At 69.3% G+C, this 25991-nt stretch carries 20 protein-coding genes; 10 read left to right on the top strand and 10 right to left on the bottom strand.

Annotation, left to right across the window (positions count from 1 at the left end):
• The first annotated feature begins 1 nt into the window (after position 1).
• The 8 genes from AC099J_RS05485 (at position 2) to AC099J_RS05450 (ending at position 10537) form a co-directional block, all read left to right on the top strand.
• Positions 2 to 586: an amino acid synthesis family protein gene (locus AC099J_RS05485; RefSeq protein ID WP_479614207.1), complete on the top strand. Its 585-nt coding sequence runs from the start codon at positions 2 to 4 to the stop codon at positions 584 to 586.
• A gap of 54 nt (positions 587 to 640) precedes the next feature.
• The gene (locus AC099J_RS05480) at positions 641 to 1849 is read left to right on the top strand and encodes an ABC transporter substrate-binding protein (protein ID WP_479614206.1); all 1209 of its coding nucleotides are present in this window, start codon (positions 641 to 643) and stop codon (positions 1847 to 1849) included.
• Between the two features lie 126 nt (positions 1850 to 1975).
• Entirely contained in the window at positions 1976 to 3871 is a 1896-nt protein-coding gene (locus AC099J_RS05475) for an ABC transporter permease (protein ID WP_479614205.1), read from the top strand.
• Between the two features lie 73 nt (positions 3872 to 3944).
• A complete protein-coding gene (locus AC099J_RS05470) occupies positions 3945 to 4718 on the top strand; it encodes an ABC transporter ATP-binding protein (protein WP_479614204.1) in 774 nt (257 codons plus the stop codon).
• A complete protein-coding gene (locus AC099J_RS05465; protein ID WP_479614203.1) occupies positions 4715 to 5440 on the top strand; it encodes an ABC transporter ATP-binding protein in 726 nt (241 codons plus the stop codon). Before AC099J_RS05470 ends, AC099J_RS05465 begins: the two co-directional genes overlap by 4 nt.
• A gap of 44 nt (positions 5441 to 5484) precedes the next feature.
• Positions 5485 to 6198 carry a bifunctional nicotinamidase/pyrazinamidase gene (pncA, locus tag AC099J_RS05460; protein WP_479614419.1) on the top strand — a complete coding sequence of 238 codons (714 nt, stop codon included), beginning with the start codon at positions 5485 to 5487 and terminating at the stop codon, positions 6196 to 6198.
• 71 nt (positions 6199 to 6269) lie between these two features.
• Positions 6270 to 6761, top strand: coding sequence for a (2Fe-2S)-binding protein (locus AC099J_RS05455; protein WP_479614202.1), 492 nt, complete (start codon positions 6270 to 6272; stop codon positions 6759 to 6761).
• Complete coding sequence (locus AC099J_RS05450; RefSeq protein WP_479614201.1) at positions 6761 to 10537, top strand: molybdopterin cofactor-binding domain-containing protein; 3777 nt, start codon at positions 6761 to 6763, stop codon at positions 10535 to 10537. Before AC099J_RS05455 ends, AC099J_RS05450 begins: the two co-directional genes overlap by 1 nt.
• A gap of 121 nt (positions 10538 to 10658) precedes the next feature.
• Here the strand turns inward: AC099J_RS05450 and AC099J_RS05445 are convergent, their stop codons facing one another.
• Positions 10659 to 12725 carry a GumC family protein gene (locus AC099J_RS05445; protein WP_479614200.1) on the bottom strand — a complete coding sequence of 689 codons (2067 nt, stop codon included), beginning with the start codon at positions 12723 to 12725 and terminating at the stop codon, positions 10659 to 10661.
• A 96-nt stretch (positions 12726 to 12821) separates the two neighbouring features.
• Positions 12822 to 14801 carry a hypothetical protein gene (locus tag AC099J_RS05440; RefSeq protein ID WP_479614199.1) on the bottom strand — a complete coding sequence of 660 codons (1980 nt, stop codon included), beginning with the start codon at positions 14799 to 14801 and terminating at the stop codon, positions 12822 to 12824.
• Between the two features lie 252 nt (positions 14802 to 15053).
• Here AC099J_RS05440 and AC099J_RS05435 point away from each other — a divergent pair, with 252 nt between their 5' ends.
• Complete coding sequence (locus AC099J_RS05435; RefSeq protein ID WP_479614198.1) at positions 15054 to 16376, top strand: UDP-glucose dehydrogenase family protein; 1323 nt, start codon at positions 15054 to 15056, stop codon at positions 16374 to 16376.
• Positions 16377 to 16417: 41 nt separating this feature from the next.
• Here AC099J_RS05435 and AC099J_RS05430 read toward each other — a convergent pair whose 3' ends face one another.
• Genes AC099J_RS05430 through AC099J_RS05420 form a run of 3 tightly spaced genes read right to left on the bottom strand, consistent with a single transcriptional unit; the run spans position 16418 to position 19996 of the window.
• Positions 16418 to 17614: a glycosyltransferase family 4 protein gene (locus AC099J_RS05430; RefSeq protein ID WP_479614197.1), complete on the bottom strand. Its 1197-nt coding sequence runs from the start codon at positions 17612 to 17614 to the stop codon at positions 16418 to 16420.
• A 40-nt stretch (positions 17615 to 17654) separates the two neighbouring features.
• Positions 17655 to 18980, bottom strand: coding sequence for a TIGR03088 family PEP-CTERM/XrtA system glycosyltransferase (locus AC099J_RS05425; RefSeq protein WP_479614196.1), 1326 nt, complete (start codon positions 18978 to 18980; stop codon positions 17655 to 17657).
• On the bottom strand, positions 18980 to 19996 hold the full coding sequence (locus AC099J_RS05420) for a glycosyltransferase family 2 protein (protein WP_479614195.1): 1017 nt from the start codon (positions 19994 to 19996) through the stop codon (positions 18980 to 18982). The genes AC099J_RS05425 and AC099J_RS05420 overlap by 1 nt, the downstream gene beginning before the upstream one ends.
• Before the next feature lie 110 nt (positions 19997 to 20106).
• Here AC099J_RS05420 and AC099J_RS05415 point away from each other — a divergent pair, with 110 nt between their 5' ends.
• Entirely contained in the window at positions 20107 to 20493 is a 387-nt protein-coding gene (locus AC099J_RS05415; RefSeq protein WP_479614194.1) for a GtrA family protein, read from the top strand.
• Here the strand turns inward: AC099J_RS05415 and AC099J_RS05410 are convergent.
• The 5 genes from AC099J_RS05410 to AC099J_RS05390 are packed head-to-tail and all read right to left on the bottom strand — an operon-like array spanning position 20490 to position 25916.
• Positions 20490 to 21185 carry a class I SAM-dependent methyltransferase gene (locus AC099J_RS05410; RefSeq protein WP_479614193.1) on the bottom strand — a complete coding sequence of 232 codons (696 nt, stop codon included), beginning with the start codon at positions 21183 to 21185 and terminating at the stop codon, positions 20490 to 20492. The genes AC099J_RS05415 and AC099J_RS05410 overlap by 4 nt on opposite strands.
• 18 nt (positions 21186 to 21203) lie before the next feature.
• Positions 21204 to 22457, bottom strand: a complete 1254-nt coding sequence (locus AC099J_RS05405; RefSeq protein WP_479614192.1) for a pyridoxal-dependent decarboxylase, exosortase A system-associated — start codon at positions 22455 to 22457, stop codon at positions 21204 to 21206.
• The gene (locus AC099J_RS05400) at positions 22450 to 24027 is read right to left on the bottom strand and encodes an acyl-CoA ligase (AMP-forming), exosortase A system-associated (protein WP_479614191.1); all 1578 of its coding nucleotides are present in this window, start codon (positions 24025 to 24027) and stop codon (positions 22450 to 22452) included. Before AC099J_RS05400 ends, AC099J_RS05405 begins: the two co-directional genes overlap by 8 nt.
• A 57-nt stretch (positions 24028 to 24084) precedes the next feature.
• The gene (locus tag AC099J_RS05395; protein WP_479614190.1) at positions 24085 to 24450 is read right to left on the bottom strand and encodes a DMT family transporter; all 366 of its coding nucleotides are present in this window, start codon (positions 24448 to 24450) and stop codon (positions 24085 to 24087) included.
• A gap of 14 nt (positions 24451 to 24464) precedes the next feature.
• Positions 24465 to 25916 (bottom strand): UbiA family prenyltransferase, encoded by a 1452-nt coding sequence (locus AC099J_RS05390; protein WP_479614189.1) that lies wholly within the window; start codon positions 25914 to 25916, stop codon positions 24465 to 24467.
• Positions 25917 to 25991 lie beyond the last annotated feature (75 nt).

Genomic DNA, 25991 nt, shown 5'->3' with positions numbered 1-25991 from the left:
CATGCCAGCCCAGATCCGCAAACTCATCGTTCAAGTCGATGAAACACGCCTCGAAATGGGGCAGGCCGTCACACCGCCGGTGCGCCGCGCGCTGGCGATGGCGGTCATCGTCAACCCCTGCGCCGGCCGCTATGTCGAAAACCTGGACGAGCTGATCGCCATCGGCGAAGAATTGGGCGGCCTGTTGGGTGACAAATGCGTCGCCGCGCTGGGCATCACGCCCGGCCAGGCCGAGGGCTACGGCAAGGCTGCCATCGTCGGCGAAGCCGGCGAACTGGAGCACGCCGCCGCCATCCTGCACCCCAAACTGGGCGCGCCGCTGCGCCGTGCGGTCGAAAAGGGTGCGGCCCTGGTGCCGTCGAGCAAGAAGATCGGCGGCATGGGCTGCGCCATCGATGTGCCGCTGGGTCACAAGGATGCGGCTTTCGTGCGCAGCCACTTTGACGCGATCGAGGCACGCGTGCCCGATGCGCCCCGCGCCGGTGAGATCGTGGTCGCCGTCGCCGTCACCATCGGCGGCCGGCCGCTGCCACGCGTGGGTGGCCTGCAGGCGGCAGAGATCCAGGGCCAGGATGGCCTGCGCTGACCGGCACCGGCCCGCCACGTTTTCGTTTCCCACTTGTTCCCAAGGAGTCTCTCGATGAAACCTCTGCGTCATCTCTTCAGCGCGGCCTCGGTGCTGGCACTCGCCGCGCTGGTGCCGGCCCACGCCCAGGGCGTGATCAAGATCGGCGAGATCAACAGCTACAAGGCGCAGCCCGCCTTCCTGGAGCCCTACAAGAAAGGTATGGAGCTGGCCGTGGACGAGGTCAACGCCAAGGGCGGCGTGAACGGTCGCAAGATCGAGCTCGTCACGCGTGACGACAACGGCAACCCCGGCGACACCGTGCGCATGGCCGAGGAACTGGTCTCGCGCGAGAAGGTCGATCTGCTGGCGGGCGCCTTCCTGTCCAACACCGGCCTGGCGCTGGCCGACTTCGCCAAGCAGAAGAAGTTCTTCTATCTGGCTGGCGAGCCGCTGTCCGACAAGATGACCTGGCAGGGTGGCAACCAGTACACCTTCCGCCTGCGCCCCGGCACCTACATGCAGGCCGCGATGCTGGTGCCCGAGGCTGTCAAGCTCAAGAAAAAACGCTGGGCCATCGTCTACCCCAACTACGAGTACGGCCAGTCGGCCACCGCGGCGTTCAAGAACCTCATGAAGGCCGCGCAGCCCGATGTGGAGTTCGTCGCCGAGCAGGCCACGCCGCTGGGCAAGGTCGACGCCGGCAGCGTGGTGCAGGCCCTGGCCGATGCCAAGCCCGACGCCATCTTCAACGTGCTGTTCGGCGCCGATCTCTCCAAGTTCGTGCGCGAGGGCAACACGCGTGGGCTGTTCAAGGACCGTGCAGTCGTCAGCGTGCTGACTGGCGAGCCCGAATACCTGGACCCGCTGAAGGACGAAGCGCCCGATGGCTGGCTGGTCACCGGCTACCCCTGGTACTCGATCAAGACGCCCGAGCACACCGCGTTCGAGAAGGCCTACCAGGCCAAGTTCAAGGACTACCCGCGCCTGGGTTCGGTGGTGGGCTACAGCATGATCATGTCGGTTGCGGCCGGCATCCAGAAGGCCAAGAGCACCGAGTCGGACAAGCTGGTCGCCGCGTTCAAGGGCCTGCAGTTGGACTCGCCGTTCGGCAAGATCACCTACCGCCCCGAAGACCACCAGTCCACCATGGGCGCCTACGTGGGCCGCACCAAGAACGAGGGTGGCAAGGGGATCATGGTCGACTACGTCTACTTCGACGGCGCCGACCCGCGCTTCCAGCCCAGCGCTGCCGACATCAAGAAGTCGCGCTCGGCGGAGTGACGTTGCGCTGGTGTGGCGCTGCCAGGCGCCGCACCACCCGCATCGCACTCTGCACGCAGCGCATCCTGTCCCTTCACCCCAGCCAGCGGCCCCTGCGCGGACGCTGCTGACCAGAATTCCTTCCCCATGAGCTTTTCGGGACTGATCGTCCAACTCCTCAACGGGCTCGCCTCGGCGTCCTCGCTGTTCCTGGTGGCGGCCGGCTTGTCGCTGATCTTCGGCGTCACGCGGATCGTGAATTTCGCGCACGGCTCGTTCTTCATGGTGGGCATCTACATCGCCTACACGCTGGTCGAGCGGTTCGGCGACACACTGGGTTTCTGGCCGTCGCTGGTGGTCGCCGCCATCGCAGTCGGCGTGCTGGGCGCGCTGGTCGAGGTGCTGCTGCTGCGCCGCATCTACAAGGCGCCCGAGCTGTTCCAGCTGCTGGCCACGTTTGCGCTGGTGCTGGTGTTCAAGGATGCCGTGCTGTGGCTGTGGGGCCCCGATGAACTGCTGGGCCCGCGCGCGCCGGGCCTGCGCGGCTCGGTCGAGATCCTGGGCCGCCAGTTTCCCTCCTACGACCTGTTCCTGATCGCCGTCGGCCCGCTCGTGCTGGGTCTCGTCTGGCTGCTGCTGACGCGCACGCGCTTCGGCACGCTGGTGCGCGCCGCCACGCAAGACCGCGAGATGGTCAGCGCGCTGGGCGTCAACCAGGCCTGGCTGTTCACGGCCGTGTTCGCGCTGGGTGCCATGCTGGCCGGCCTGGGCGGTGCGCTGCAGCTGCCGCGCGAACCGGCCACGCTGGAGATGGACCTGCACACCATCGGCGCGGCCTTCGTCATCGTGGTGGTGGGCGGCATGGGCTCGCTGCCCGGTGCCTATCTCGCCGCGCTGCTGGTGGCCGAGTTGAAGGCCATCTGCATCTGGCTGGGCGTGGTCGATGTGTTCGGCGTCAGCGTGTCGTTCTCCAAGCTCACGCTGATGGTCGATTTCCTGGTCATGGCCGCGGTGCTGGTCTGGCGGCCCTGGGGCCTGCTGGGCCGGCCGCAGGCGCCCAGCCGCTACGTCGGCATGCCCGAGGCCCCGCTGCGCCTGCCCAGCCGCACCTACCTGATCGCCGTGGCAGCACTGGCGGTGGGCCTGGCCGCCGTGCCACTGCTGATCGAAGCCTCTTCGTACACCACGGTGCTGCTGATCGACCTCCTGATCGCCGCACTGTTCGCGGCCAGCCTGCACTTCATCATGGGGCCGGCTGGCATGCATTCATTCGGCCACGCCGCCTACTTCGGCCTGGGGGCCTATGGCGCGGCGCTGCTGGTGAAGTCCGTCGGCATGCCGATGGAAGCGGCCCTGGTCGTGGCGCCGCTGGTGGCGGCGGTGGGCGCATTCGTCTACGGCTGGTTCGCCGTGCGGCTGTCAGGTGTCTATCTGGCCATGCTGACGCTGGCCTTCGCGCAGATCACCTGGGCCATCACCTACCAGTGGGACACCTTCACCGGCGGCAGCAACGGGTTGACCGGCGTCTGGCCGTCGGAAGCCTTCGCCGACAAGCGCATGTACTACTGGTTGACGCTGGTGCTGGTCGGCGCCGGCATCTGGTGGCTGCGCCGCGTGCTGTTCTCGCCGTTCGGCTATGCGCTGCGCGCGGGCCGCGATTCGGTGCTGCGCGCCGACGCGATCGGCATCGACGTCAAGCGCATGCAGTGGCTGGCCTTCATCGTGGCCGGCACCGTGTGCGGCCTGGCGGGGGCACTGTTCGCGTTCTCCAAGGGCAGCATCTCGCCCGAGTCGATGGCGGTGGGCAAGTCCATCGACGGGCTGGTCATGGTGCTGCTGGGCGGCATCCAGACGCTGGCCGGCCCGGTCGTCGGCGCCGTCACCTTCACCTGGCTGCACGACACCGTGGCGCGCAACACCGACTACTGGCGCGCCATGCTGGGCGGCATCATCTTGCTGCTGGTGCTGCTGTTCCCGCAGGGCATCGCGGGCTTTGCCCAGCAGCTGTTCGAACGCAAGCGCGACACCGAGGCCGCAGCATGAGCGCCGCGCCGGGCCGCCCCAAGCAAGCTCGCTCCCGCTTGGCGGGACAGGCCGCAGGCCGAAGGGTGCACAAATGAGCCTCCTCAAAGTTACCCATCTCGGCAAATCGTTCGGTGGCGTGAAGGCGGTCGACGGCATCGACTTCGAGCTGAACGCCGGCGAGCTGCTGGCGCTGATCGGCCCCAACGGCGCCGGCAAGACCACCACCTTCAACATGGTCAACGGGCAGTTGAAGGCCGACCAGGGCTCGATTCAGCTGAACGGCACCGAACTCGTGGGCAAGAAGCCGCGCGAGATCTGGCGCCAGGGCGTGGGCCGCACCTTCCAGATCGCCGAGACCTTCGCCTCGCTGACCGTGGTGGAGAACGTGCAGATGGCCCTGCTCTCGCACGCTGGCCAAATGTTCTCGATGTGGCGCCGCGCGGCGGACTACCGGCGCGACCAGGCCCTGGCCCTGCTGGAGCAGGTCGGCATGAAGGCCCAGGCCGACCGCCCCTGCAGCGAGCTGGCCTACGGCGACGTCAAGCGCGTGGAACTGGCCATCGCCATGGCCAACGACCCCAAGCTGTTGCTGATGGACGAGCCCACGGCCGGCATGGCACCGAAGGAGCGCAACGACCTGATGGCGCTGACCAAGCAACTCGTGATCGACCGTGGCATGGCCGTGCTGTTCACCGAGCACAGCATGGACGTGGTGTTCGCCTATGCCGACCGCATGATCGTGCTGGCGCGTGGCCGGCTGATCGCCCAGGGCAAGCCGCTGGAGATTCGCGACCACCCCAAGGTGCAGGAGGTCTACTTCGGCAGCGGCAAGACCTTCGAGAAAGAAAAGGCCCTCGCAGCATGAGCACCCTCCTCGAAGCCAAGGGACTGGCCGCCTGGTACGGCGCCGCGCAGATCCTCTACGACGTGAACCTGAACGTGCGCCGGGGCGAGGTCGTGGCCCTGATGGGCCGCAACGGCGCCGGCAAATCCACCACGCTGAAGGCGCTGATGGGCATGCTGGCCAAGCGCGCCGGCAGCATCCGGTTTCTGGAGCACGACATTTCGCGTACCGAGCCGCACCACGCCGGGCGACTGGGCCTGGGCTTCGTGCCGGAAGACCGCCGCGTGTTCACCGACCTCACCGTCATGGAGAACCTGGAAGTCGGCAAGCAACCCGCGCGCCGCTGGCCCGACGGCACGGACGCGCCGCTGTGGACGCCCGAAAAGCTCTTCAAGCTGTTCCCCAACCTGGGCGAGATGCCCAACCGCCCCGGCGGGCGCATGAGCGGTGGCGAGCAGCAGATGCTGACGGTGGCGCGCACGCTGATGGGCAACCCCTACCTGGTGCTGCTGGACGAGCCGTCCGAGGGCGTGGCCCCGGTCATCGTCGAGCAGATGGCGCACATGATCCTGCAGCTCAAGGGCCAGGGGGTCAGCATCCTGCTGTCTGAGCAGAACATGCATTTCGCCGAACTCGTGAGCGACCGCGCCTACGTGCTGGAGAAGGGACAGATCCGCTTCGAGGGCACGATGGCCGAACTGGCGGCGAACGAAGACGTGCGCCGCGCCTACCTGAGCGTCTGACTCTGAGCGTCTGATTCCAACCACGACAGGAGCTTTCCATGTCCATGCACCGCAGAACCTTCCTCCACGCCGGCGCCGCGCTGGGTCTCTTCGCACTTTCACCCCAGCTATTCGCGGCCGGCAAGCTCAAGCCCGGCGCCAACGCCGCGCTGATCGTGGTGGACGTGCAGAACTGCTTCATCGACGGGGGCACGCTGCCGGTCAAGGGCGGGGCCGAGGTGGTGCCGGTGATCAACAAGCTGTCGACGGCCTTCCAGAACATCGTCGTCACGCAGGACTGGCACACCCAGGGACATGCCTCGTTCGCCAGCGCGCATGGTGGCCGCAAGCCGTTCGACAGCATCAAGCTGAACTACGGCAACCAGGTGCTGTGGCCCGACCACTGCGTGCAAGGCACGGACGACGCGGCGCTGCACAAGGACCTGAAGCTGCCCACCACGCAGCTCATCATCCGCAAGGGCTACAACCCCGGCGTGGACAGTTACTCCGCGTTCCAGGAGGCCGATCGCAAGACCGTGACCGGCCTGGCCGGCTACCTGAAGGCGCGCGGCATCAAGACGGTCTACATCACGGGCCTGGCGACTGACTTCTGCGTCGCCTGGACGGCCATGGACGCGCGCACTGCCGGCTTCGAGGCCTATGTGATCGAGGACGCGACCCGCGCCATCGACCTCAATGGCTCGCTGGCGGCGGCGTGGAAGCAGATGAGTGCCAAGGGCGTCAAACGCATCCAGTCCGGCGACGTGGAAGGCGCGTGAGCGCAGCGCCGGGCCGCCCCAAGCAAGCTCGCCTGCCCTCGGGGGGCAGCGAACCTCGCGCAGCGGGCAGCGTGGGGGCTTCATGCCCCTCGTCGTTCACCCTGCAAGTGAACGGCAGCGCGCGCGCGTTCGACGTGCCGCGCGCAACCTCGCTGCTGCACCTGCTGCGCAATGACTGCGGGCTGAACGGCCCCAAGTACGGCTGCGGCCTGGGCCAGTGCGGCAGCTGCACGGTGCTGGTGGACGGCGTGGCGGCACGCAGTTGCGTGGTGCCAGCGCACGGCGTCGCCGGCCGCAGCATCACCACGCTGGAAGGGCTGGGCACGCGCGAGCAGCCGCACCCGGTGCAGCAGGCCTTCATCGACGCGCAGGCCGCGCAGTGCGGCTACTGCCTGAACGGCATGGTCATGGCCACCGTGGCGCTGCTGCAGCGCGTGCCCTACCCCACCGATGCGCAGGTGCGCGCCGAGCTCTCGCACAACCTGTGCCGCTGCGGCACGCACCTGGAAATCCTGGACGCGGTGCAGCGCGCCGCCGCCCTGTGCGCGGAGGTGGCCGGCTGATGCGTGCGGCGGGCGTGGACATGTCGCGCGCCGCACTGCGCGCTGCCAGCGGCGTGCTGCTGGTGCTGCGCGAGGTGCCGGCGCCGCCTGCACCCACGCCCGGCCAGCCGCCCGCCGTGCCCGGCAACCCGGCCGAGGGCGCTGAAATCCTGCTCGCGCTGTGGGACGACGGCAGCGCCACCGGCTTTGCCGGCCACGTCGACCTGGGCACCGGCCTGCGCACAGCGCTGACCCAGCTCGTCGCCGAAGAGCTGGACTGCGCGCCCGCACAGGTCTGCATGGTCATGGGCAGCACCGCCAGCGCGCCGAACCAGGGCGCGACGATTGCCAGCGCCTCGATCCAGATCCACGCCCAGCCGCTGCGGTGCGCTGCGGCGCAGGCACGCGCCTGGCTGGCACAGCACGGCGGCGTGGCGGCACTGGCCGGCGAGCATGTGGAGCTGATGCTGGCGGCAGGCACGACGCTCAAGCCCGCCGCCGACCATCGCCTGGTCGGCCAATCGCTGCCGCGCGTGGACATCCCCGCCAAGGTGCACGGTGAGCTGGTCTTCGTGCACGACATGCGCCTGCCCGGCATGCTGCATGGCCGCGTGGTGCGCCCGCCCTATGCAGGGCTGGACGCGGGCGACTTCGTCGGCAACACGCTGGAGCGGGTGGACGAAGCGTCCGTCGCCCACATCCCGGGCGTGGTGGCCGTGGTGGTGCAGCGCGATTTCGTCGGCGTGGTGGCCGAGCGCGAGGAACAGGCCGAGGCCGCGATGGCCGCGCTGGTGGTGCACTGGAAGCCCTGGCCCGGCGTGGCCGGCGCCGACCAGACCGAGCAGGCCCTGCGCGCCAACCCCGCCACGCGCCGGCTGCTGCGCGAAGAGGGCCAGGTCGACCAGGCCATTGCCAGCGCTGCGCAACACCTGCCGCGCACCTATGTCTGGCCCTACCAAATGCATGCGTCTATCGGCCCGTCCTGCGCGCTGGCCGACTGGCATGGCGGGCAGGCGGGCGGCCCGGTCGCCACCGTGTGGGCCGGCACGCAGAGCCCGCACGTGCTGCGCGCCGACCTGGCGCTGCTGGCCGGTGTGGCGGACGCGCGGATCGACGTCGTGCGCATGGAGGCGGCCGGCTGCTATGGCCGCAACGGCGCCGACGACGTGGCCGCCGATGCGCTGCTGCTGGCGCGCGCCGTCGGCCGGCCGGTGCGTGTGCAGCTCACGCGCGCGCAGGAACATGCGTGGGAGCCCAAGGGCGCGGCCCAGTTGATGCAGGTGGACGGCGGGCTCAATGCGGATGGCTCGCCGGCCGCCTACGACTTCCAGACCTCCTACCCCAGCAACGGCGCGCCCACGCTGGCGCTGCTGCTCACGCGCACGGTGGAGCCCGTGGCCCAGGCCTTCGAGATGGGCGACCGCACGGCAGTGCCGCCCTACGCCTACGAGCACCTGCGCGTGGCGGCGCACGACATGCCGCCGATCCTGCGCGCCTCGTGGCTGCGCGGCGTGTCCGCCCTGCCCAACGCGTTCGCCCACGAGTCCTACATCGACGAGCTGGCCACGGCAGCGGGCGTGGACCCGGTGGACTACCGGCTGCGCCACCTGCCCGACACGCGCGCCGCCGAGCTGGTGCGCGCCACGGCCGACAAGGCGGGCTGGCGCCCTCACACCGCGCCGCAGCAGCAGGCCATCCAGGGCGACATCCTCAAGGGCCAGGGCTTCGCCTACGCGCGCTACATCCACAGCAAGTTCCCCGGCTTCGGCGCCGCCTGGGCGGCCTGGGTGGCCGACGTGGAGGTCAACCGCCGCACTGGCGAAGTCCACGTCAGCCGCGTCGTCGTGGGCCACGACGCCGGGCTGATGGTCAACCCGGCCGGCGTGCAGCACCAGGTGCATGGCAACGTGCTGCAGACCACCAGCCGCGCGCTGAAAGAGCGTGTGCAGGTCGAGCCCGCCACCGGCGTCACGCTGAACCGCGAATGGGGCAGCTACCCGATCCTGAACTTCCGCGAGGTGCCGGTCGTCGAGGTGCTGCTGATGCCCCGCCCCGGCGAGGCGCCGCTGGGCGCGGGCGAGTCGGCTTCGGTGCCCGGCACGGCGGCCATTGCCAACGCCATCTTCGATGCGACCGGCGTGCGCCTGCGCAACCCGCCGTTCACGCCCGAGGTGGTGCGGGCGGCGCTGCAACAGGGCATGCTGCCACCCCCGCCCGCCGCCGCCGAACCCTCCCCGCCGATGGCTGACCGCGTGGCCGAGCACGTGGCCGGGCAGGTGGCACCGGTCCCGCATGCCGTAGCCCTGCCGGCGACAGCCATGCTGCCGCGCCGCAGGCCGCTGTGGGCGACGGCCCTGGCCTTCGTGCTGGGCGGCGTGGCCACCGTGGCCGGCCTGGCCGGCTGGCGCAGCGAGATCGCGCCGGTCGCCCGGCCCGACCCCGGCACTTTCAGCGCCGCCACCATCGAACGCGGCCGCCTGCTGGCTGCCGCGGGCGACTGCGTCGTCTGCCACACCGCGCCCGGTGGCCAGGCCAACGCCGGTGGCCGCGCCATGGACACGCCCTTCGGCACCGTCTACACGACCAACCTGACGCCCGACGCCGCCACCGGCATCGGCCGCTGGTCGCTCGCTGCCTTCCAGCGCGCCATGCGCGAAGGCATCTCGCGCGACGGCAGCCACCTGTACCCGGCCTTTCCGTACACCGCGTTCACCAAGATGACGGACGAGGACATCACCGCCGTCTACGCCTACCTGATGGCACAGCCGGCCGTGGCGCACCAGCCGCCGGCCACGCAGCTGCCCTTTCCATTCAGCCTGCGCCCGTTGCTGGCCGGGTGGAACGCGCTGCACCTCGACCCAGGCCCTGCCCCCACCGAACCCACGCAGAGCGCCGACTGGAACCGTGGCGCCTACCTGGTCAACGGCGTCGGCCATTGCGGCGCCTGCCACACGCCGCGCAATGCGCTCGGCGCCGAGCATGGCGGGCCGGCCACCTTGTCCGGTGCGCTGATCGACGGCTGGGAGGCGCCCGCCTTGACGGCTCTGTCCAAGGCGCCGGTGCCCTGGACGCAGCAGGCTTTCTACGACTATCTGCGCCACGGCCACAGCCGCGAACATGGCAGCGCCAACGGGCCGATGGCCCCCGTGGTGCAAGAACTGGCCGCGCTGCCCGATGCCGACATCCGCGCGATGGCGACCTACCTGGCGTCGTTCAACCCGACGCCGGTCTCCGCCGCGTCCTCTGCCACGCCCTCTGCCACGTCCCCTCCCGCATCAAATGCCGCGTCGGCTGCCGCTGCAACAGCTGCAGAGACGGCCGCAGCAACGGCTGCAGCGCCGGTTGCAGCAACGGCCGCAGCGCCGGTTGCAGAGACCGCTGCAGCGCCGGCGGCAGAAACGGCCGCCGCAACGGCCGTGGCCAATGCCCTGGCCACGGCCCACGCCGACGCCCTGCCCGGCCCCGCGCAGCGCCTGTTCGAGAACGCCTGCGGCGCCTGCCACCACGATGGCAGCGGCCCCACGCTGCTCGGCCTGAACCTACCGCTGGCGCTGTCGACCAAGCTGCACAGCGACCGGCCGGACAACCTGCTGCGCGTGATGCTGGAAGGCCTGCGCGAGGCAGCGGGCCCCGAGGTCGGCTTCATGCCAGCGTTTGCCGACAACCTCTCGGACGCGCAGATCGCCGAGCTGGCCGGCTACCTGCGCAGCCGCTACGCGCCCGGCAAGCCGGCCTGGGCCGACCTGGCCGCCCGCACGGCGCAACTGCGCGCCGCGCCGAGCCACGCGGCGCGCTGACGCGAGGTCGCAGTACTCCCATCGCGAGAGAGGACTGGCGAGCGGGGCGGCCTGCAACCTGGCGCAATCCCGACGCGCCCGTCACCTCGCCCCAATCCCTCACTCGCGCCAGAGGCAGGACTCAGGCCCCTGGCGCGTCCAGCCCCGCCACGGCCGGCATCACGCGCTGCACGGCCGAGAGCGGCTGGCGCTCGCCCGCCGGGGCCAGCGGCGCCAGCGCGTTCAGCGTCTCCGACGACAGGCGCCCGACCACGCGGCCCAGGTCCCCGAAGCGCAGCCCCTGGCGCACCAGGAAGGCCACGTAGGTGTGGCGCAGGCTCTCGGGCGTGACCGACTGCGGCTGCTCCAGCCCGGCATCGAACGCGCTGGAGGTGACGGCGCTGGCGATGTCGGCCGCGCTCAGCGCCTGGCCGGCGACCGAGGGCAGCAGCGGCATGTCCTTGGCGGCCGGGTCGGCGCTGGCCTGCAGCGCCAGCAACGGCCCCTGCAAGGGCAGCACGCGCGCGCCCTCGCCCGGCACCTTCAGGCTGCCGCTGGCGGCATCCACGTCGCCCACCTTCAGGGCCGCCACCTCGTCGGCCGACAGGCCGCACAGCAGGCAGACCAGCACGAACAGGTGTTCGGGCGCCGAGGCGGCCAGCAGCTGGTGCACCTCCTGCTGGTCCAGCTCGCGCGGCAGCCCCTGCCCCAGCATCGCCATCGGCGCGCCCGGCTGGTGGCCCAGTGGCTGCGCGGCCAGCGGCGCGCCCAGCGTGGGCCCGGTGGGGTACGGCTGCACCCACGGCTGCGGGAAGATCACCGTGGACCCGCCGGCCGCCACCGGCGGCTCGGTGCGGTTGAAGAACTCGACGAACCACACCGCCAGAAACGCCAGCGCCATCGAACCGGCCAGCGAGATGCCGGCATCGCGTGCATACAGCGGCCGCCAGGCCGCCTCGGGCACGGCCGCCGGCTCCAGCACCAGCAGGCGCGGCTTGCGCTCGGTCGCGGTGGCCTCCAGCGCCATGGTGCGCTGGCGCGCCATCTGGCGCATCTGCTCCAGGCCCTTCAAGTCTTCCTCCATGGTCTTGAACTCGGAAAAGCGCCGCGTGAAGGCCTCCACGTTCTGCCGGTCGCCCGCCTGTTGCTGCTGCAGCTTCTGCGCCGTGGCGCGGGCGCTGGCCACCTCTTCGCGCGCCTCGGCCAAGGCGTTCTGCTGGCCCTTGGCGCGTTCGCCCTCGAGCTGCTGCTCCAGGTTGGTGATGCGGATGCGGGCGGCTTTGGCGACGGGGTCCATGTCCAGGTATTGCGGGGTGTACTGGCGCTCCAGGCTCTTGTAGTCCTCGCGCAGCTGAGACAGGCGCGCCTCCATGTTGGCCAGCGTGGGGTTGTCCTTGGCCAGTGAGGAGCGCTGGCCCGAGGCCACGGCCTGCTCCAGTGCGCGCACGCGGCCCTCGGCCGTGGCCAGGCGCTCGTCGTTGGTGGCCGTCGCCGTGCCCAGGCCCTTGAGCCGGGCCAGCGTCTGGTTCTCGTCGCGCTCGGCCGAGACGATGGCCGACCGCACGCGGAACTCCTCCACCACCTTTTTTCGGGCCGCGACGCGCTCGTCCATCACGCGCAGCGCCTCGCGGGCGTCGGCCAGCTGCTTCTCGGCGGCCGTGTCGCCGCTGGTGGCCTGCTCTTCGCGGTAGACGTCGATGACGGCGTTGACCTGCCGCGCCACGGCCGTGCGGTCCGGCCCGCGGGCCTCGATGTGGACGACGTTCGTGCCCTCCACCGGCCGAAAGCTCAGCGTCTCCTGCAGCGACATGACCGCCTCGTCCACGTTGGCCGGCGGCTGGCCACCCGAGAGCCGGGCCACCACCTTTTCCAGCAACGGCCGGCTGCTGAGCACCTGCAGTTCGACCATGAAGTCCTGCGAACCATCACGCGCTGCCGAAGACGCGACGGACGGGGCGGTGCCCGACGGCGTGACCTGCACCCGCGCGTCGGCCAGATAGATCGCGGGGCGCATGAAGGTGTAGGCCAGGCTGACGATGGCGCACAGCAGGAACACCCCGGTGAACACCAGGACGCGCCGACGCATGGCGGCGCTGCGACGCGGCGCTTCGGCAGCAGCGGGTGTGCCCAACGGCACACCCGTGCCGGGAATGGCGTGGAATCCGGAGGAAGGCAGAGGCCTGTGGCCCGAGGCATTGAAAGTGGTCACGGCGCACCTCAAAAAGGGCTCGTGCATACGCGCAAACAACGCGCAGCTGAAGCCGGCTGGGCGCAACTATAAGCCTCGAAGATGGCGCATAGGGCGCTATTGGGCCGGCGGTCGCGTCAGATGGAGGCTTAGAACCGTCAACAAAAGGAACAGCAAAGCCAGGCGCGGCATGTCCATCACGCTGCTGACCAGACCGAGCGCGCAACCGCTGGCCAGCGAGGCCGCCAGGTAGGGCGCCGCCGGGTGCGCCTGCGCCGCGCCGAACACCAGCCGCCAGGCCGCCGCGCCGACCAGCACCGCGCACAGCAGCAGGCCGACGACGCCGCGCTCGATCAGCAGCTCCAGGTAGAGGTTGTCGATGTGCCAGGGCAGAAAGTACCGGTGCACGATCGGGTACCAGCGGTCCAGCGCCTGGTCGAAACCGCCGTTGGCCAGCAACTCGGGGCCACCGGCCGCCGTCAGCCGCAGGTCGTCCAGATCGACCGAGGTGCCCGGCTGAGCGACGGCCACGCCCACGCTCACCAATCGAGGCGCCAAGGCCGGGCCGCCCGCCAGCGCCGGGCCCAGCAGGTCGATCTGCACGCGCTGCCAATCGGGCCCGCCACGGCCCAGGCGCAGCATGCGGCGCACCTGGCAGTCGGCCTGGTAGAGCAGGTGCCGCTCGCAGACGTAGACCAGAAGCCGCGTCGTCTGCGCGGCGCGTACCTGCAGGCTGAGCCGGTAGCGCGCGCCCGGCACGGCCTCGATCTGCTGGGTGAGCGCGTAGCGGCCCGCCAGCTCGGCGCGGGACGGCGGGCCCCAGAGCCGCACGAAGTTGCCGGCGGCAGAAGGTGCATGGTCGGTCAGCACGCGCGCCGCGCCGGGAAACTCGCCGTCAGGCCCGGCGCTGGCATAGCGCGCCGGCAGCCGGCCCAGGCCCAGGCCGGCCGACCACTCGGCCGGCGTCTGCAGCAGCGCGACGCCGCGCGTCCAGTGGCTCCAGCGGTGGTAGAGGTCGCGCTCGGCCTCGTCCATGCGCTCGCCCAGGAAGCCGCTGGCCACCACCATCGCCGCCACCTCCAGCACCAGCAACGCCGCCAGCGCGCCGCCGACGCGCCGCTTCCACGCCAGCGCGGGCGCTGCGGGCGGCGTGGGCGAACCGGGCGACGTGGGCGGGGCAAGTGAGGCAGGTGAGGCAGGCGGCGCGGGCGAGGCAGGCGAGGTGGTCGATGCCAGCGGCGCCCTCACCCGGTCGGCGGCGACACGCTGACGCCACAGCAGCACGCCGCAGACCACCAGGCCGCCCAGCACGGCGCCGTAGACACCGCGTGCGAACGTCGTCAGACAGACATACGCCAGCAGTTGAGCCAACAGGGCGGCCGCCGCCCACGCCCACGGACGGCGGGCGGCCACCAGCGCCCAGACGCTGAACGGCATGGCCAGCGCCAGGAAGGCATCGATTGCCGCGCCGCCGACATGCATCTCCCAGAACAGGCCGACCGTGCGGTAGGACGTGCCGAACTCCAGCAGCCCCGGAAAGGCCGCACGTTCCCACAGCACGCCCGCGCACAGCCCCGCTAGCGCCAGCACGCCGCCCACGCAGACGCTGCGGCCAGCACCCTGCGGCGCGCGCAGCACGGCCTGGCGCACCAGCGGCAGCGCGAGCAGCGCATAGGCCAGGCTCTTGGCAGCGCGCAGGCTGTTGGCGAAGTCGGTGGCGGCCTCCGGCACGGCGGTGGGTGCTTGCGCGCCCACCCAGCCGAGCGCCAGGCCGACCAGCAGCCAACCCCACAGCGCCAGTGCCAACACGTCGACGCGGCGCCAGGTGGCCGTGTCGGCAGCGTCTGGCCGCAGCCGCGTGCCCTGGGCGGCCAGCCGCAGGTAGCCGGCACCCAGGCTGGCCAGCAGCAGCAGGTCCAGTTCGTCGGTCGCGCGCCAACCCGTCCACAGCGCCAGGCTGCCCACCGGCACCGCCGCCAGCGCAGCGGGCAGCCAGGCATCGGGCCAGCGCAAGCAGACCAGCCACCAGGCCAGGCACAGGACCGGCGCGCCCCAGGGCAGCAGAGGGTGCTGCGCCGCCAGGGCCAGGCCGAGCACGCCACAGCCCAGTGCGACGCCAGCGTGCAGCAGGCGCCACGCAGGGCCCGCGGCCCAGACGTGATCGCTCGCCAGGGCGTGGGGGGCGGGTTGGGAGGGGATGGGCTTGCTCGCTGGCGAAATCGACCGGCGCATGATATGCGTCGCGCCCCGTCATGCTGCGGCGCGCCAATTGCTGGCTAAGATACGCGCCCCGGTGGTGGCGGGCGGTCTGCCGCCCTCGCCGCCTCCCTCATTTTTCGGATCGAACCCATGAAAATCACCGTTGTCGGAACCGGCTATGTCGGCCTCGTGAGTGGAACCTGCCTGGCCGAAGTGGGCAACGACGTGCTGTGCCTGGACGTGGACCCCGAGAAGATCCGCATCCTGGAAGAAGGCGGCATCCCGATCTATGAGCCGGGTCTGCAGGACATGGTGCGGCGCAACGTGGCCGCCGGCCGCCTGCACTTCACCACCAGCATCGAGAAGGCCGTCAACCACGGCACCATCCAGTTCATCGCGGTGGGCACGCCGCCGGACGAAGACGGCTCGGCCGACATGAAGTACGTGCTGGCCGCAGCGCGCACCATCGGCCGCCTGATGACCGACTACAAGGTCATCGTCGACAAGAGCACGGTGCCGGTCGGCACGGCCGATCTGGTGCGCGACACCATCGCCGCCGAGCTGAAGCAGCGCGGTATCGAAGTGCCTTACAGCGTCGTGTCCAACCCCGAATTCCTGAAGGAAGGCGCGGCCGTCGAAGACTTCATGCGGCCCGACCGCATCATCGTCGGCGCCGACGACGAGCAGGCCATCCTGTTGATGAAGGCCTTGTACGCGCCGTTCCAGCGCAACCACGAGCGCCTGATCGTCACCGACGTGAAGAGCGCCGAGCTGACCAAGTACGCCGCCAACGCCATGCTGGCCACGCGCATCAGCTTCATGAACGAACTGGCCAACCTGGCCGAGAAGCTGGGCGCCGACATCGAGATGGTGCGCCAGGGCATCGGCTCGGACCCGCGCATCGGCTACCACTTCCTGTACCCGGGCTGCGGCTACGGCGGCTCGTGCTTCCCCAAAGACGTCAAGGCGCTGGTGAAGACCGCCGCCGACAAGGCCGGCATCGAGCTGAAGGTGTTGACCGCCGTCGAGCAGGCCAACGACGCGCAGAAGCAGGTGCTGGGCAACAAGATCCGCGCACGCTTCGGGGACGACCTGCGCGGCAAGCATTTCGCGCTGTGGGGCCTGGCCTTCAAGCCCAACACCGACGACATGCGCGACGCCCCCAGCCGCACCCTGATCGCCGAGCTGCTGGCCGCCGGCGCCACCATCACGGCCTACGACCCGGTGGCGATCCACGAAGCGCAGCGCATCTTCGGCACGGAGCCGCGCCTGCGCTACGGCGACAGCCCCACGGCCTGCCTGGACGAGGCCGACGCGCTGGTGATCGTGACGGAGTGGAAGGAATTTCGCAGCCCCGATTTCGACGCCATCAAGGCCAAGCTGAAGACGCCGGTGATCTTCGACGGCCGCAATCTGTACGACCCAAAGTTCGTGCGGGCGATGGGGATCGACTACCTGGCGATGGGCCGCTGAGGGGCTGAGGCGCTGAGGCGCTGAGGCGCTGAGCCAGTAGATTACGGGCTCGTTGTGGAAGCCCGTGTGCCGTTGCGCTTAGCTTCGGCAAACAATTGAATCTTGCGGCGCGTGGTGTCTGCCCAGCTGAAGTTTTCAGCGTAGGCCCGCGTTGCCCCGGGCGCAGGGTAGTTGGCTCGCAGCGCATGGACGCCCTGTGCGACACCATCGGCTGAAATGCTGGACATCAGCACCCCGGCGTCGGGCGTGGTCACGACTTCCGGCGTGCCGCCGACGCGGCTGGCCACCACCGGGGTGCCGCAAGCCATGGACTCCAGCAAGACATTCGCCCAGCCCTCACGGCTCGATGCCAACACCAGCGCATCGCATGCGCCGTAGTAGTCCCTGAGGATCTCTTGCGGCAAGGGGCCAAGCAGCCGCACGCGATTTTCCAGTTGGTGCGCCTTGACGAGTTTCTTGAGAGATTCTTCGTCTGGACCGCTGCCTGCGATGAAAAGATGGACGCCGGGCAGCGAGATCAGTGACTCGATGATTTTGTCGTGGCCCTTGAGGCCCACGAGATTGCCTACGGACAGCAAGGCGAACCCGGTGATGCCGAGCCGCTGGCGCGTTGCATGCCGATCCACGGGTCGAAACAATTCCAGATCGACGCCATTGCGCAGCGTGGCGATTTTTTGCCCGTCGGCTCCCATCTTGACCAATTCGGTTTTCAACGCCTCGCTCACCGTGACGATCGCTGACGCCCGCTGGCTGGCCCAGAGCATCATCTTGCGCGGAAGGGGAAACTGGGAAATCAAATTGACATCCGTGCCGAGCGCACTGATGACAACGGGCTTGTTGAAGTATTTACCCAGCAGGGCCGCCGCCACGCCGTCGGGGTAAAAATAATGCGCGTCGATGACATCGAAATCAAAACCTTCGTCCAGAATTTTTTTGATCACCGGCTTGGCCGCATTCGCCATCAAAAATGGTGCGACATTCATCCCCACCTTGGGCGGAAGAAAATACCGCGGGTGCAACACCCGGGCGCCGATGCGCACTTCTTCGCGCGGTATTCTGGCAAAAATACTGTAAGCCCCAAATCTCGGGCTCTTGAATGGAAACCACGGTGTCGGGGCGACGACAACGGCCTGCACTTCACCCGTCTTGAGTATGTCGTTCAACGAGGTCTGCGTGAAAATTCCGTGGTGCGGCTTCACGGAATTGGGAAACAACGTGGTGAAAGTCAGTATCTTCATCGAATCTCGCATCTAGTGGCGAATGGGCCCAAAACGCGAACTATTTTCCATGATGGATCAAGAAAACATCGCGGTAGCGCCGGATCACGCGGTCCAGGCTGTAGCGCTCCTGCGCCGCCGCCAGCGCTGCGGCACGCTGCGGGTTCTCAACGCCGGCTTGGCAGTTCTTCATCAGCTGCATTGCCATGGCTTGCACGTCGCCGGACGGGACCAGGTCGCCACAGCGTCCATGCTCCAGCACGTCGCCGTTGCCGCCCACGCCCGTGGCCACGATCGACAGGCGCGACGCCATGGCCTCCTGCAGCGCGCATGAAGTGCCCTCTGAGAGTGAGGGCAACACAAAGCAATCCAGCGCGCGCAGGATCTCCGGCACGTCCGACCTCACGCCGGGCAGCCACAGCAGATGCGCCATGCCGGCCTGGCGCATGCGCGCGGCAATCTCCACGTTGAGCGGGCCATCGCCCACCAGGACGAGCCGAGCCCGGTCTGCCGCAGGCGCGCCCGACTGCACGAGCGCCACGAAGGCATCGACCAGCAAGAGAGGGTTCTTGATGTCGGCCTGGCGCCCAACCGTTCCGATCACCCAGTGGTGGCCAGGCTGGAATGGAAAGCCCTCGGGCAGTGGATCGTCTGCGCGGCGAGGGCGAAACCGCGCGGTGTCCACGCCGTTCGGAATCAGATGGACCCTTTCCTTGGCCACACCGGCTTGCTCGCACAGGGCCGCCTGTTCGGTCGAGACCGCGACGTAGTGCGACACAAAGGGGTTGTAGATCTTGCGCAACATGCGGTAGCGCGCCCGCTTGCCCCGGATCTCCCCAATGTCCAGACCATGTTCGGCGTGCACGCGCAGGGGCACTCTGGCCAGCGCAGACACGGGCGAAAACTCCAGCGCCGCCAGATTGCAGCTGTGCACGACATCTGGTCGCAGCTGCCGAAGCAGGCGATAGACGCGTGGAAAGAGCAGGAACGGCTGGCCCGGCGGCTTGTTGAGGGCGATGAGCTCCACCGATTCGGTATCGACGCGCCGGGCGAATGCTGGGTCGACGTCGGTGATCGCGATCACGGTATGCCGGAACGTGTCACGGGGCAGGTGGTTGATGAGCTGCACGACCACGTTCTCCAAGCCGCCCGTGCCGAGGTGGTAGATAAGATGGACGACATGGCAAATCGGTGCAGGCATTGCAGGCGTTCTGGTTGGTGATGGGCTGCCGCGCGTACCGGTTGCTCCCTGAAGAGAGAGCACACACCATGGTGTGGATGGGCTTGCTCGCTGGCGTGTTGGACCGCCGCATGATATGCGTGACGCATGCGGCAAGAAGGCCGCACTCCGGTCCCGACACCAGGCCTGCACGGCCTGGGGATCCACTACCGGCCGATCGGGTGGTGCGTCTCCAGCGGCGCAGCGGCCGCCTGGCTCAGCGATTGCAGCGCCGCTCCGCACACCGTCTCGACGTGGTAGCGAGGCCGCTGCTTGGTGGCGTCGAACACCTTCGCCAGATATTCGCCGATCACGCCCAGCGCGAGCAGCTGCACGCCGCCGAGAAAGTACATCGGGATGACGGTGGACGCCCAGCCGGGCAGCGCATCGCTGGTGAACAGGCGCACGCCCAGCGCCCACAGCGCGATGCCCAGGCTGAACAGCGAGATCAGCAGGCCCGCGCCGGTGATCAGCCGCAGCGGATAGGCCGTGAACGACGAAATGCCCTGCCACGCCAGCGTCAGCATCTTGCGCAGCGGGTACTTGGATTCGCCGGCGAAGCGCTCGGCGCGGTCGAACTCCACCGCCGAACTGCGAAAGCCCAGCCGCGGTACCAGCGCGCGCAGGAACAGGTGCGGCTCGCGGTATTCGCGCAGCGTCTCGATGGCCTTGCGGCTCATCAACCGGTAGTCCGCATGGTTGAAGACGACTTCCACCTTCAGCGCTCCCAGCAGCTTGTAGTAGCCCTCCGCGGTCAGGCGCTTGAACAGGGTGTCCGTGTCGCGCCGGCGGCGCACGCCGTAGACGATGTCACTGCCCTCGGCGTAGTGGCGCACCATCTGCGGGATCACGTTCAGGTCGTCCTGCAGGTCGGCGTCGACGCTGATCAGGATGTCGCCCGGTGCCGTCAGCAGGCCGCACAGCAGCGCGTTCTGGTGACCCCGATTGCGGCTGAGCCTGATGCCGCCAATCAGCGTGTGCTGCTGCGAGAAGGCCTCGATCATCGGCCAGGTGCGGTCGCGGCTACCGTCGTCCACGTAGTACACGGCGCTGCCCGCGGCAATCTCGCCGCGCTCCAGCATGCCGCCCAGCAACTCGACCAGCCGCGACGTGGTCTCGGGCAGCACCTCCTGCTCGTTGTAACAAGGGATGACCAGACCGAGGATCGGCGGGCTGCTTCGCATGGGTTCCTTCAGAGGTGCGCGCTGCTGCATACCAGCGTGCTCGCAAAATTGGTAACAGGGCGTATTCTTCCATGGCGCGCGCCGGGGCTTGACGACAGCGCGGGCGCGTCGTGCTGAGGGGCCAGGTCATCCGCTACCTGCTGGTGGGCCTGGCCAACACCGGCATCGGCTATGGCTGCATCCTGCTGCTGCGCTACGGACTGCAGTGGGGTGATCTCGCCGCCAACGCGGGCGGCTACGCCATCGGCGCATGCGTCAGCTATGTGCTGAACCGCAGCTTCACGTTCCAAAGCCAGCGCCAGCATCGGCAGGCACTGCCGCGCTTCGTGCTCGCCATGGCGCTGTGCTACGGGCTCAATGCCGTGGTGCTGCTGGGCGCATTGCAATGGCTGCAGTGGCCATCGTTCGCCAGCCAGGCGCTGGCGCTGTGTACCTACACCGTCGCGTTCTTCGTGCTGAGCCGCTCGGTGGTATTTCGCACTGACCCCACCGGCTAAGCGCGGGCCGACACGAAGTACTGCCCACCCAGCGGCAACCAGCGCAGCCAGTCCTCCATGGGGCGCAGGGCGCTCAGCGCGGCCGGAAAGAAGACGCGGTACTGCGCGTCGATGCCCTGGAAACCCGCTGCAGCGCAGCGGTCCCGCATCAGCCGCGCCCGGATCAGGATGGCGTTCTCGTCCAGCGGACAGGTGTTGACGGCGTGCAGTGTCAGCGGATTGAACGGGTTGTGCTCGTAGACCATCAGCAGGCCGCCCGGCTTGAGCACGCGGCGCACCTCTGTCAGCGCGCGCACGTGTTCGGCCGGCTCGATGTGGTGGAACACGCAGCAGGCGAAGGCCCCGTCCACGCTTGAATCGGCCAGCGGCAGCTGCCCGTCGTCCATCAGCAGGTAGGAGGCAGCATCGCCGTGCACTGCCTCGGCCTGGGCCAGGCTTTCCGACGACACATCGGCGCAGACCAGACGCGCCTGGCCCATGTGACGCCGAAACGGTGGCACCGAGCCCCCGATGCCGCTTCCGAAGTCCAGGTACTGCCCGTCCAGCGGGCGGCCAGCCTCGCGGGCCAGCTGCGCGAAATCGCGCATCTTGTAGTCGGCGAAGTACGTTGGCTCCTCGCCGGTGATCGAAATGTTCTGCCGATGCAGGTCTTCGTAGCGCGCAGCGAACTGGTCGAACTCGGCTTTGCTCATCTGGGTTTCCTTCCCACGCTACACCAGCACCTCGGCACATGCCGGGTGCCCGAGGAACCCTTGGGGACTGGCCGAAGCGCCATAAGCGCCGGATTGGAACACGACGATCAAATCACCGACGGCCGCGTCGGGCAGTGCCATTCGTTCGGCCAGCAGATCCAAAGGCGTGCAGAGTGGACCCACGATTGTGGACGAATCCCGCGAAGTCGCAGCCCCCATCCGGTTGCCGATGGCCACCGGGTAGTTGCGCCGCACCACCTGCCCGAAGTTGCCCGACGCGGCCAGGTGGTGGTGCAGGCCACCGTCCATTACGAGGAAGACCTGCCCGCGCGACACCTTGCGGTCCAGCACGCGGCAGACGTAGACGCCCGCCTCGCCGACCAGATAGCGGCCCAGCTCGAGCGTGAGCGCGGCCTGCGGCATCTCGGTGGTGGCCCGCGCGCACAAGGCGGCCAGGTTGTCGGCGATCGGCGCCAGTGCCAGGCGCTGCTCGCCCGGAAAGTATGGAATGCCGAAACCGCCACCCAGGTTCAACGTGCGCACCGCGGCCGGCGCATCGGCGGCCAGGCGCAGCGCCAAGTCATAGGACAGACGCTGCGCCTCGCAGATCGCCTCGGCCTTCAGGTTCTGCGAGCCGGCATACAGGTGAAAGCCCTCGAACGCCAGCCCGGCCGCGGCGATGTCGCGCAACAGCGCCGGGACCTGCTCGGCGTCGACGCCGAACGGCTTGGCGCCACCGCCCATGCGCATGCCCGAGCCTTTGAGCTCGAAGTCGGGGTTGACGCGCACGGCCACGCGCGCCGCCAAGCCCAGCTCTGCCGACGCTGCGGCCAGCGGCGCGATCTCGCGCGCGGACTCAACGTTGACCAGCACGCCGGCCGCCACGGCCTGGCGCAGCTCGGCGTCGCGCTTGCCGGGGCCGGCCAGACTGACCTCGGCCGGGTCGGCGCCGGCGTCCAGTGCGACCGCCATCTCGCCGGCCGAGGCGACGTCGATGCCATCGACCAGACCGGCCATGTAGCCGACCAGCGCGGGCATGGGGTTGGCCTTCATCGCATAGTGCAACCTGACGGGCGACGGCAACGCGGCGCGCAACTCGGCCACGCGCGTGCGCAGCAGCGCGCGGTCGTAGGCGTAGAAGGGTGTCTGCCCCACGCGTGCGGCCAGGCGGGACAGCGGCATGCCGCCCATTACCAGCTCGCCGCCGTGCACCGCAAACTGCGTCATCTCGGCGTGCTGCAGCGCGGGGCGCGGGGCGTTCGTGTCAGACATTCTTCGCCTCCCATTCGGTGGCCAGTCGTTTGCGGTCGATCTTGCCGTTGGGGTTGCGCGGCAACGGCCCGGCCACGGCGTGCACGCCGGCCGGCACCATGTAAGCCGGCATGGCCGCACGGCACGCTGCCAGCAGCGCGGGCACGTCGAGCGTGCCACCGTCTGCCGGCGTTGCCACCACCTGCACGGCCTGCCCCAGCGTCGCGTGCGGCACACCGAAGGCCGCGCATTCGCCGACCAGCCGGGTGCCGTAGAGCACATCCTCCACCTCGGTCGGGCTGATGCGGTAGCCCGATGACTTGATCATTTCGTCGCGCCGGCCGATGAAGTACAGAAACCCGTCGTCGTCCATGCGCACGGTGTCGCCAGAGAACACGGCGATCTCGGCAAGTGGCAGGCCGGGCTCGCGCGGCGGCAGCGGCCGGTAGCGCTCGGCCGTCTTGGCCGGGTCGTTCCAATAGCCCAGGCCCACCAGCGCGCCACGGTGCACCAGCTCGCCCGGCTCACCCGGTGCGCAGGGGGTGCCGTCTTCGCGCAGCACCAGGATCTCGGCGTTGGGAATCGCCTTGCCGATGGAATCCGGCCGGCGGTCGACCTCCTCGGGCGGCAGGTAGGTGGAGCGAAACGCCTCCGTCAGGCCATACATCAGAAACGGCTTGGCCGAGGGCAGTTGATGGCGCAGCCGGGCCAGCGTCTCGCGCGGCAGGTGGCCGCCGGTGTTGGCAAAGTAGCGCAGGTGCTGGCCGATCTCCAGAGGCCACGGCAGCGCGGCGAGCTGAATGTACAGCGGCGGCACGGCGGTCAGCCCGGTGATGCGGTGCTGCGCCATGGCTTTGAGGACGTCACGCGGCAGCAGATAGTTCAACAGCACCACGCGCGCGCCGCTGGCGAATGCCGTTGTCAACTGGCTGAAGCCGGCGTCGAACGACAGCGGCAGCACGGCCAGCAGGCTGTCGTCCGGCTGGTTGCCCAGGTAGCTGGCGACGCTGCAGGCACCCGCCACCATGTTGCGGTGCGACAACACGACGCCCTTGGGCCGGCCGGTGCTGCCGGAGGTGTAGAGGATCGCGGCCATGTCGTGGTCGATGCCGCGCCCGTGCACGGCCGGCGGCGCCACCATCCAATGCGCCCAGTCCATGGCGCCGAGACCGGGCAACCGCAGCGCCGCGACACCGGTGGACACCACATGGCGCAGGCCGGCACAGTCGACCAGCAGCGGGGCCAGCCGCTCCAGCCGCTCCGGGGACGTGACCAGCACGCAGGCACCCGAATCACGCAGGATGTGGCCCACCTGCTCGGGCTTGAGCACCGGGTTGACGGGCACGAAGACGCCACCGGCGGCCGCCGCGCCGAAGCAGCCGACGACCATCTCGACGCACGTGTCCAGGTACAGCGCGACCCGCTCGCCGCGCTGCAACCCCAGCGCCGCCAGGCCGTCGGCCGCGGCCCGCACCTGCTGCTGCAACGTGGCGTAGGTCAGGGTGGCCGTGCCGTGCGTCAACGCCGGCCGGTCGGGCCAGCGCGCAGCGGCGTGGTCCAGCAGATCGGTGAGCAGGATGGCGGGCGTCATGGCGGAGCGTATCGTGGTGCGGTTACTTCGTCATGGCGTCACGGCGTGGCGCCCTGGCTAGGTGCGCGCCACCAGTGCGACGCCGGCACACACCAGCGCCACGCCGGCCAGGCGCGCCAGCGTGACCTGCTCGCCCAGCAGAAAGCCGATCAACGCGGTGAACGCAAAGCCCATGCCGACCAGCGGATAGGCCTTGCTCACGTCCCAGGCCGACAGCACCGCCAGCCAGACGACGGCGCCCAGCCCGTACATGCAAAAACCGCCCAGCACATAGGGCTGGGTCATGACAGTCCACAGGCCCTGTGGCGACATGCCGCCGGCCAGCGCGGCCTGGGTGGAAGGCTGCGACATGCCGGCCTTGAGCAGAAACTGGGCCGCCACCGACATGGCGACACTGACCACGGCCAATACGAAGGGATGCATGAAAAATCCTGTCCTCAACCTAGAAAGTGGCCGGCGATCACCAGCCCCAGCATCGCGGCGATGGTGACGCGGCTGCCGAAATCGCGGATGGCGAAGACGATCGGGTCGTCGTGCATCTCGCCGCGCGCCGTCTTGATCCACAGCCGCGCCACCCAGTAGATCAGGCCGACGCCGGCCAGCCACAGCGGGCCGGAATTGCGGTAGTGGACCTGCGCCTCGGGCGAGCCGATGTACAGGCCGAACACCACCACCGCGCACAGGCTGGCGCCCACGCCCAGCGGCCACAGCACCGCCAGGTCGCCGACCTGGTAGTCGCGGCCCTTGGCGCCCTCCTTGCCGGCACGCTCCAGCGACACCAGCTCGGCGCAGCGCTTGACCAGCGCCAGCCCGAAGAACGTGAACACGCTGAAGGCCAGCAGCCACGGCGTGACGACGATACCGGTGGCGACCGAGCCGGTCATCACGCGCAGCGTGTACAGCAGCGCCAGCATCAGCACGTCGACGATCACATAGTGCTTGAGCACCAGGCTGTAGAACGTGGTCAGCACCACATAGACGAGCAACACCAGAACCATCGCGTTCGACAGCGCGAACGCCACCGCGAACGCCGCCAGCAGCAGCACGCCCGCCGCCGCCACGCCGTGGCTGATGGGCAGGCTGACGCTGGCGAACGGCCGCGCACGCTTGCGCGCGTGTTGGCGGTCGCTGTCCAGATCCCACAGGTCATTGAAGATGTAGGTGGCGGACGCCGCCAGCGAGAACGCCACGAAGGCCAGCAGCGCCCGGCCCGAGGCGACCAGGTCGAGGAACGCGAACGAGGTCAGCAGCGGCACGAAGATCAGCACGTTCTTCACCCACTGGTGCACACGCAGCGCCTTCAGCCACACGCGCAGGCCCCGTGGCGGGTTGGTGAACTGCGCCTCGATGCGCGTGACGCCGGCCGCAGCCTGCGCCACCGGTGCCGACACGCCCACCAGCACGGCGGTTTCGGCGCCGCGCCAGACCGGCAGGTCGGCGCTGCTGTCGCCCGCATAGGAAAAGCGCTCGCCCACCTGCGAACGGATGGCCGCGAGCTTGTTGGCGCCCTTCAGGTTGTGGCCCGCGTCGGTGGCCAGCACCGACGAGAAGATGCCCAGCTTCGCGGCCACCGCATCGGCGATCGACCGGTGCGCGGCTGTGGCCAGGATCAGCGTGCGCCCGGCCTCGCGCTCGGCGCGCAGCCAGGCCAGGAAATCCTCGCGCCAGGGAATGCTGCCGGCCGCCAGACGGAAGCGGGCCGCCACCCGCTCCTTGAACTGCGCGCGCCCAAGCACCATCCACACCAGGATGTGCAGCAGTAGCCAGGGCCGCTGCTTGAGCAGCCGGATGGTGGCTTCGGCCAGGGTGTCGGTCGGCGTCAGCGTGCCGTCCAGGTCCACCACCAAGGGCGGTGCCGCCGCGCCGCCGGGAACATGTGCATCTGTCAAAGTCTTTCCCCGCTCCGCATTTTTGTGGCCGCCAATGGTACGGGGTGCCGGCGACACCAACTGCGCACGGCCTGT

It is taken from the genome of Rhodoferax sp. RT4P68, from assembly GCF_056521305.1.
Note: the sequence above shows the minus strand (reverse complement) of the source record. Positions and strands in the feature narration are given on the sequence as shown.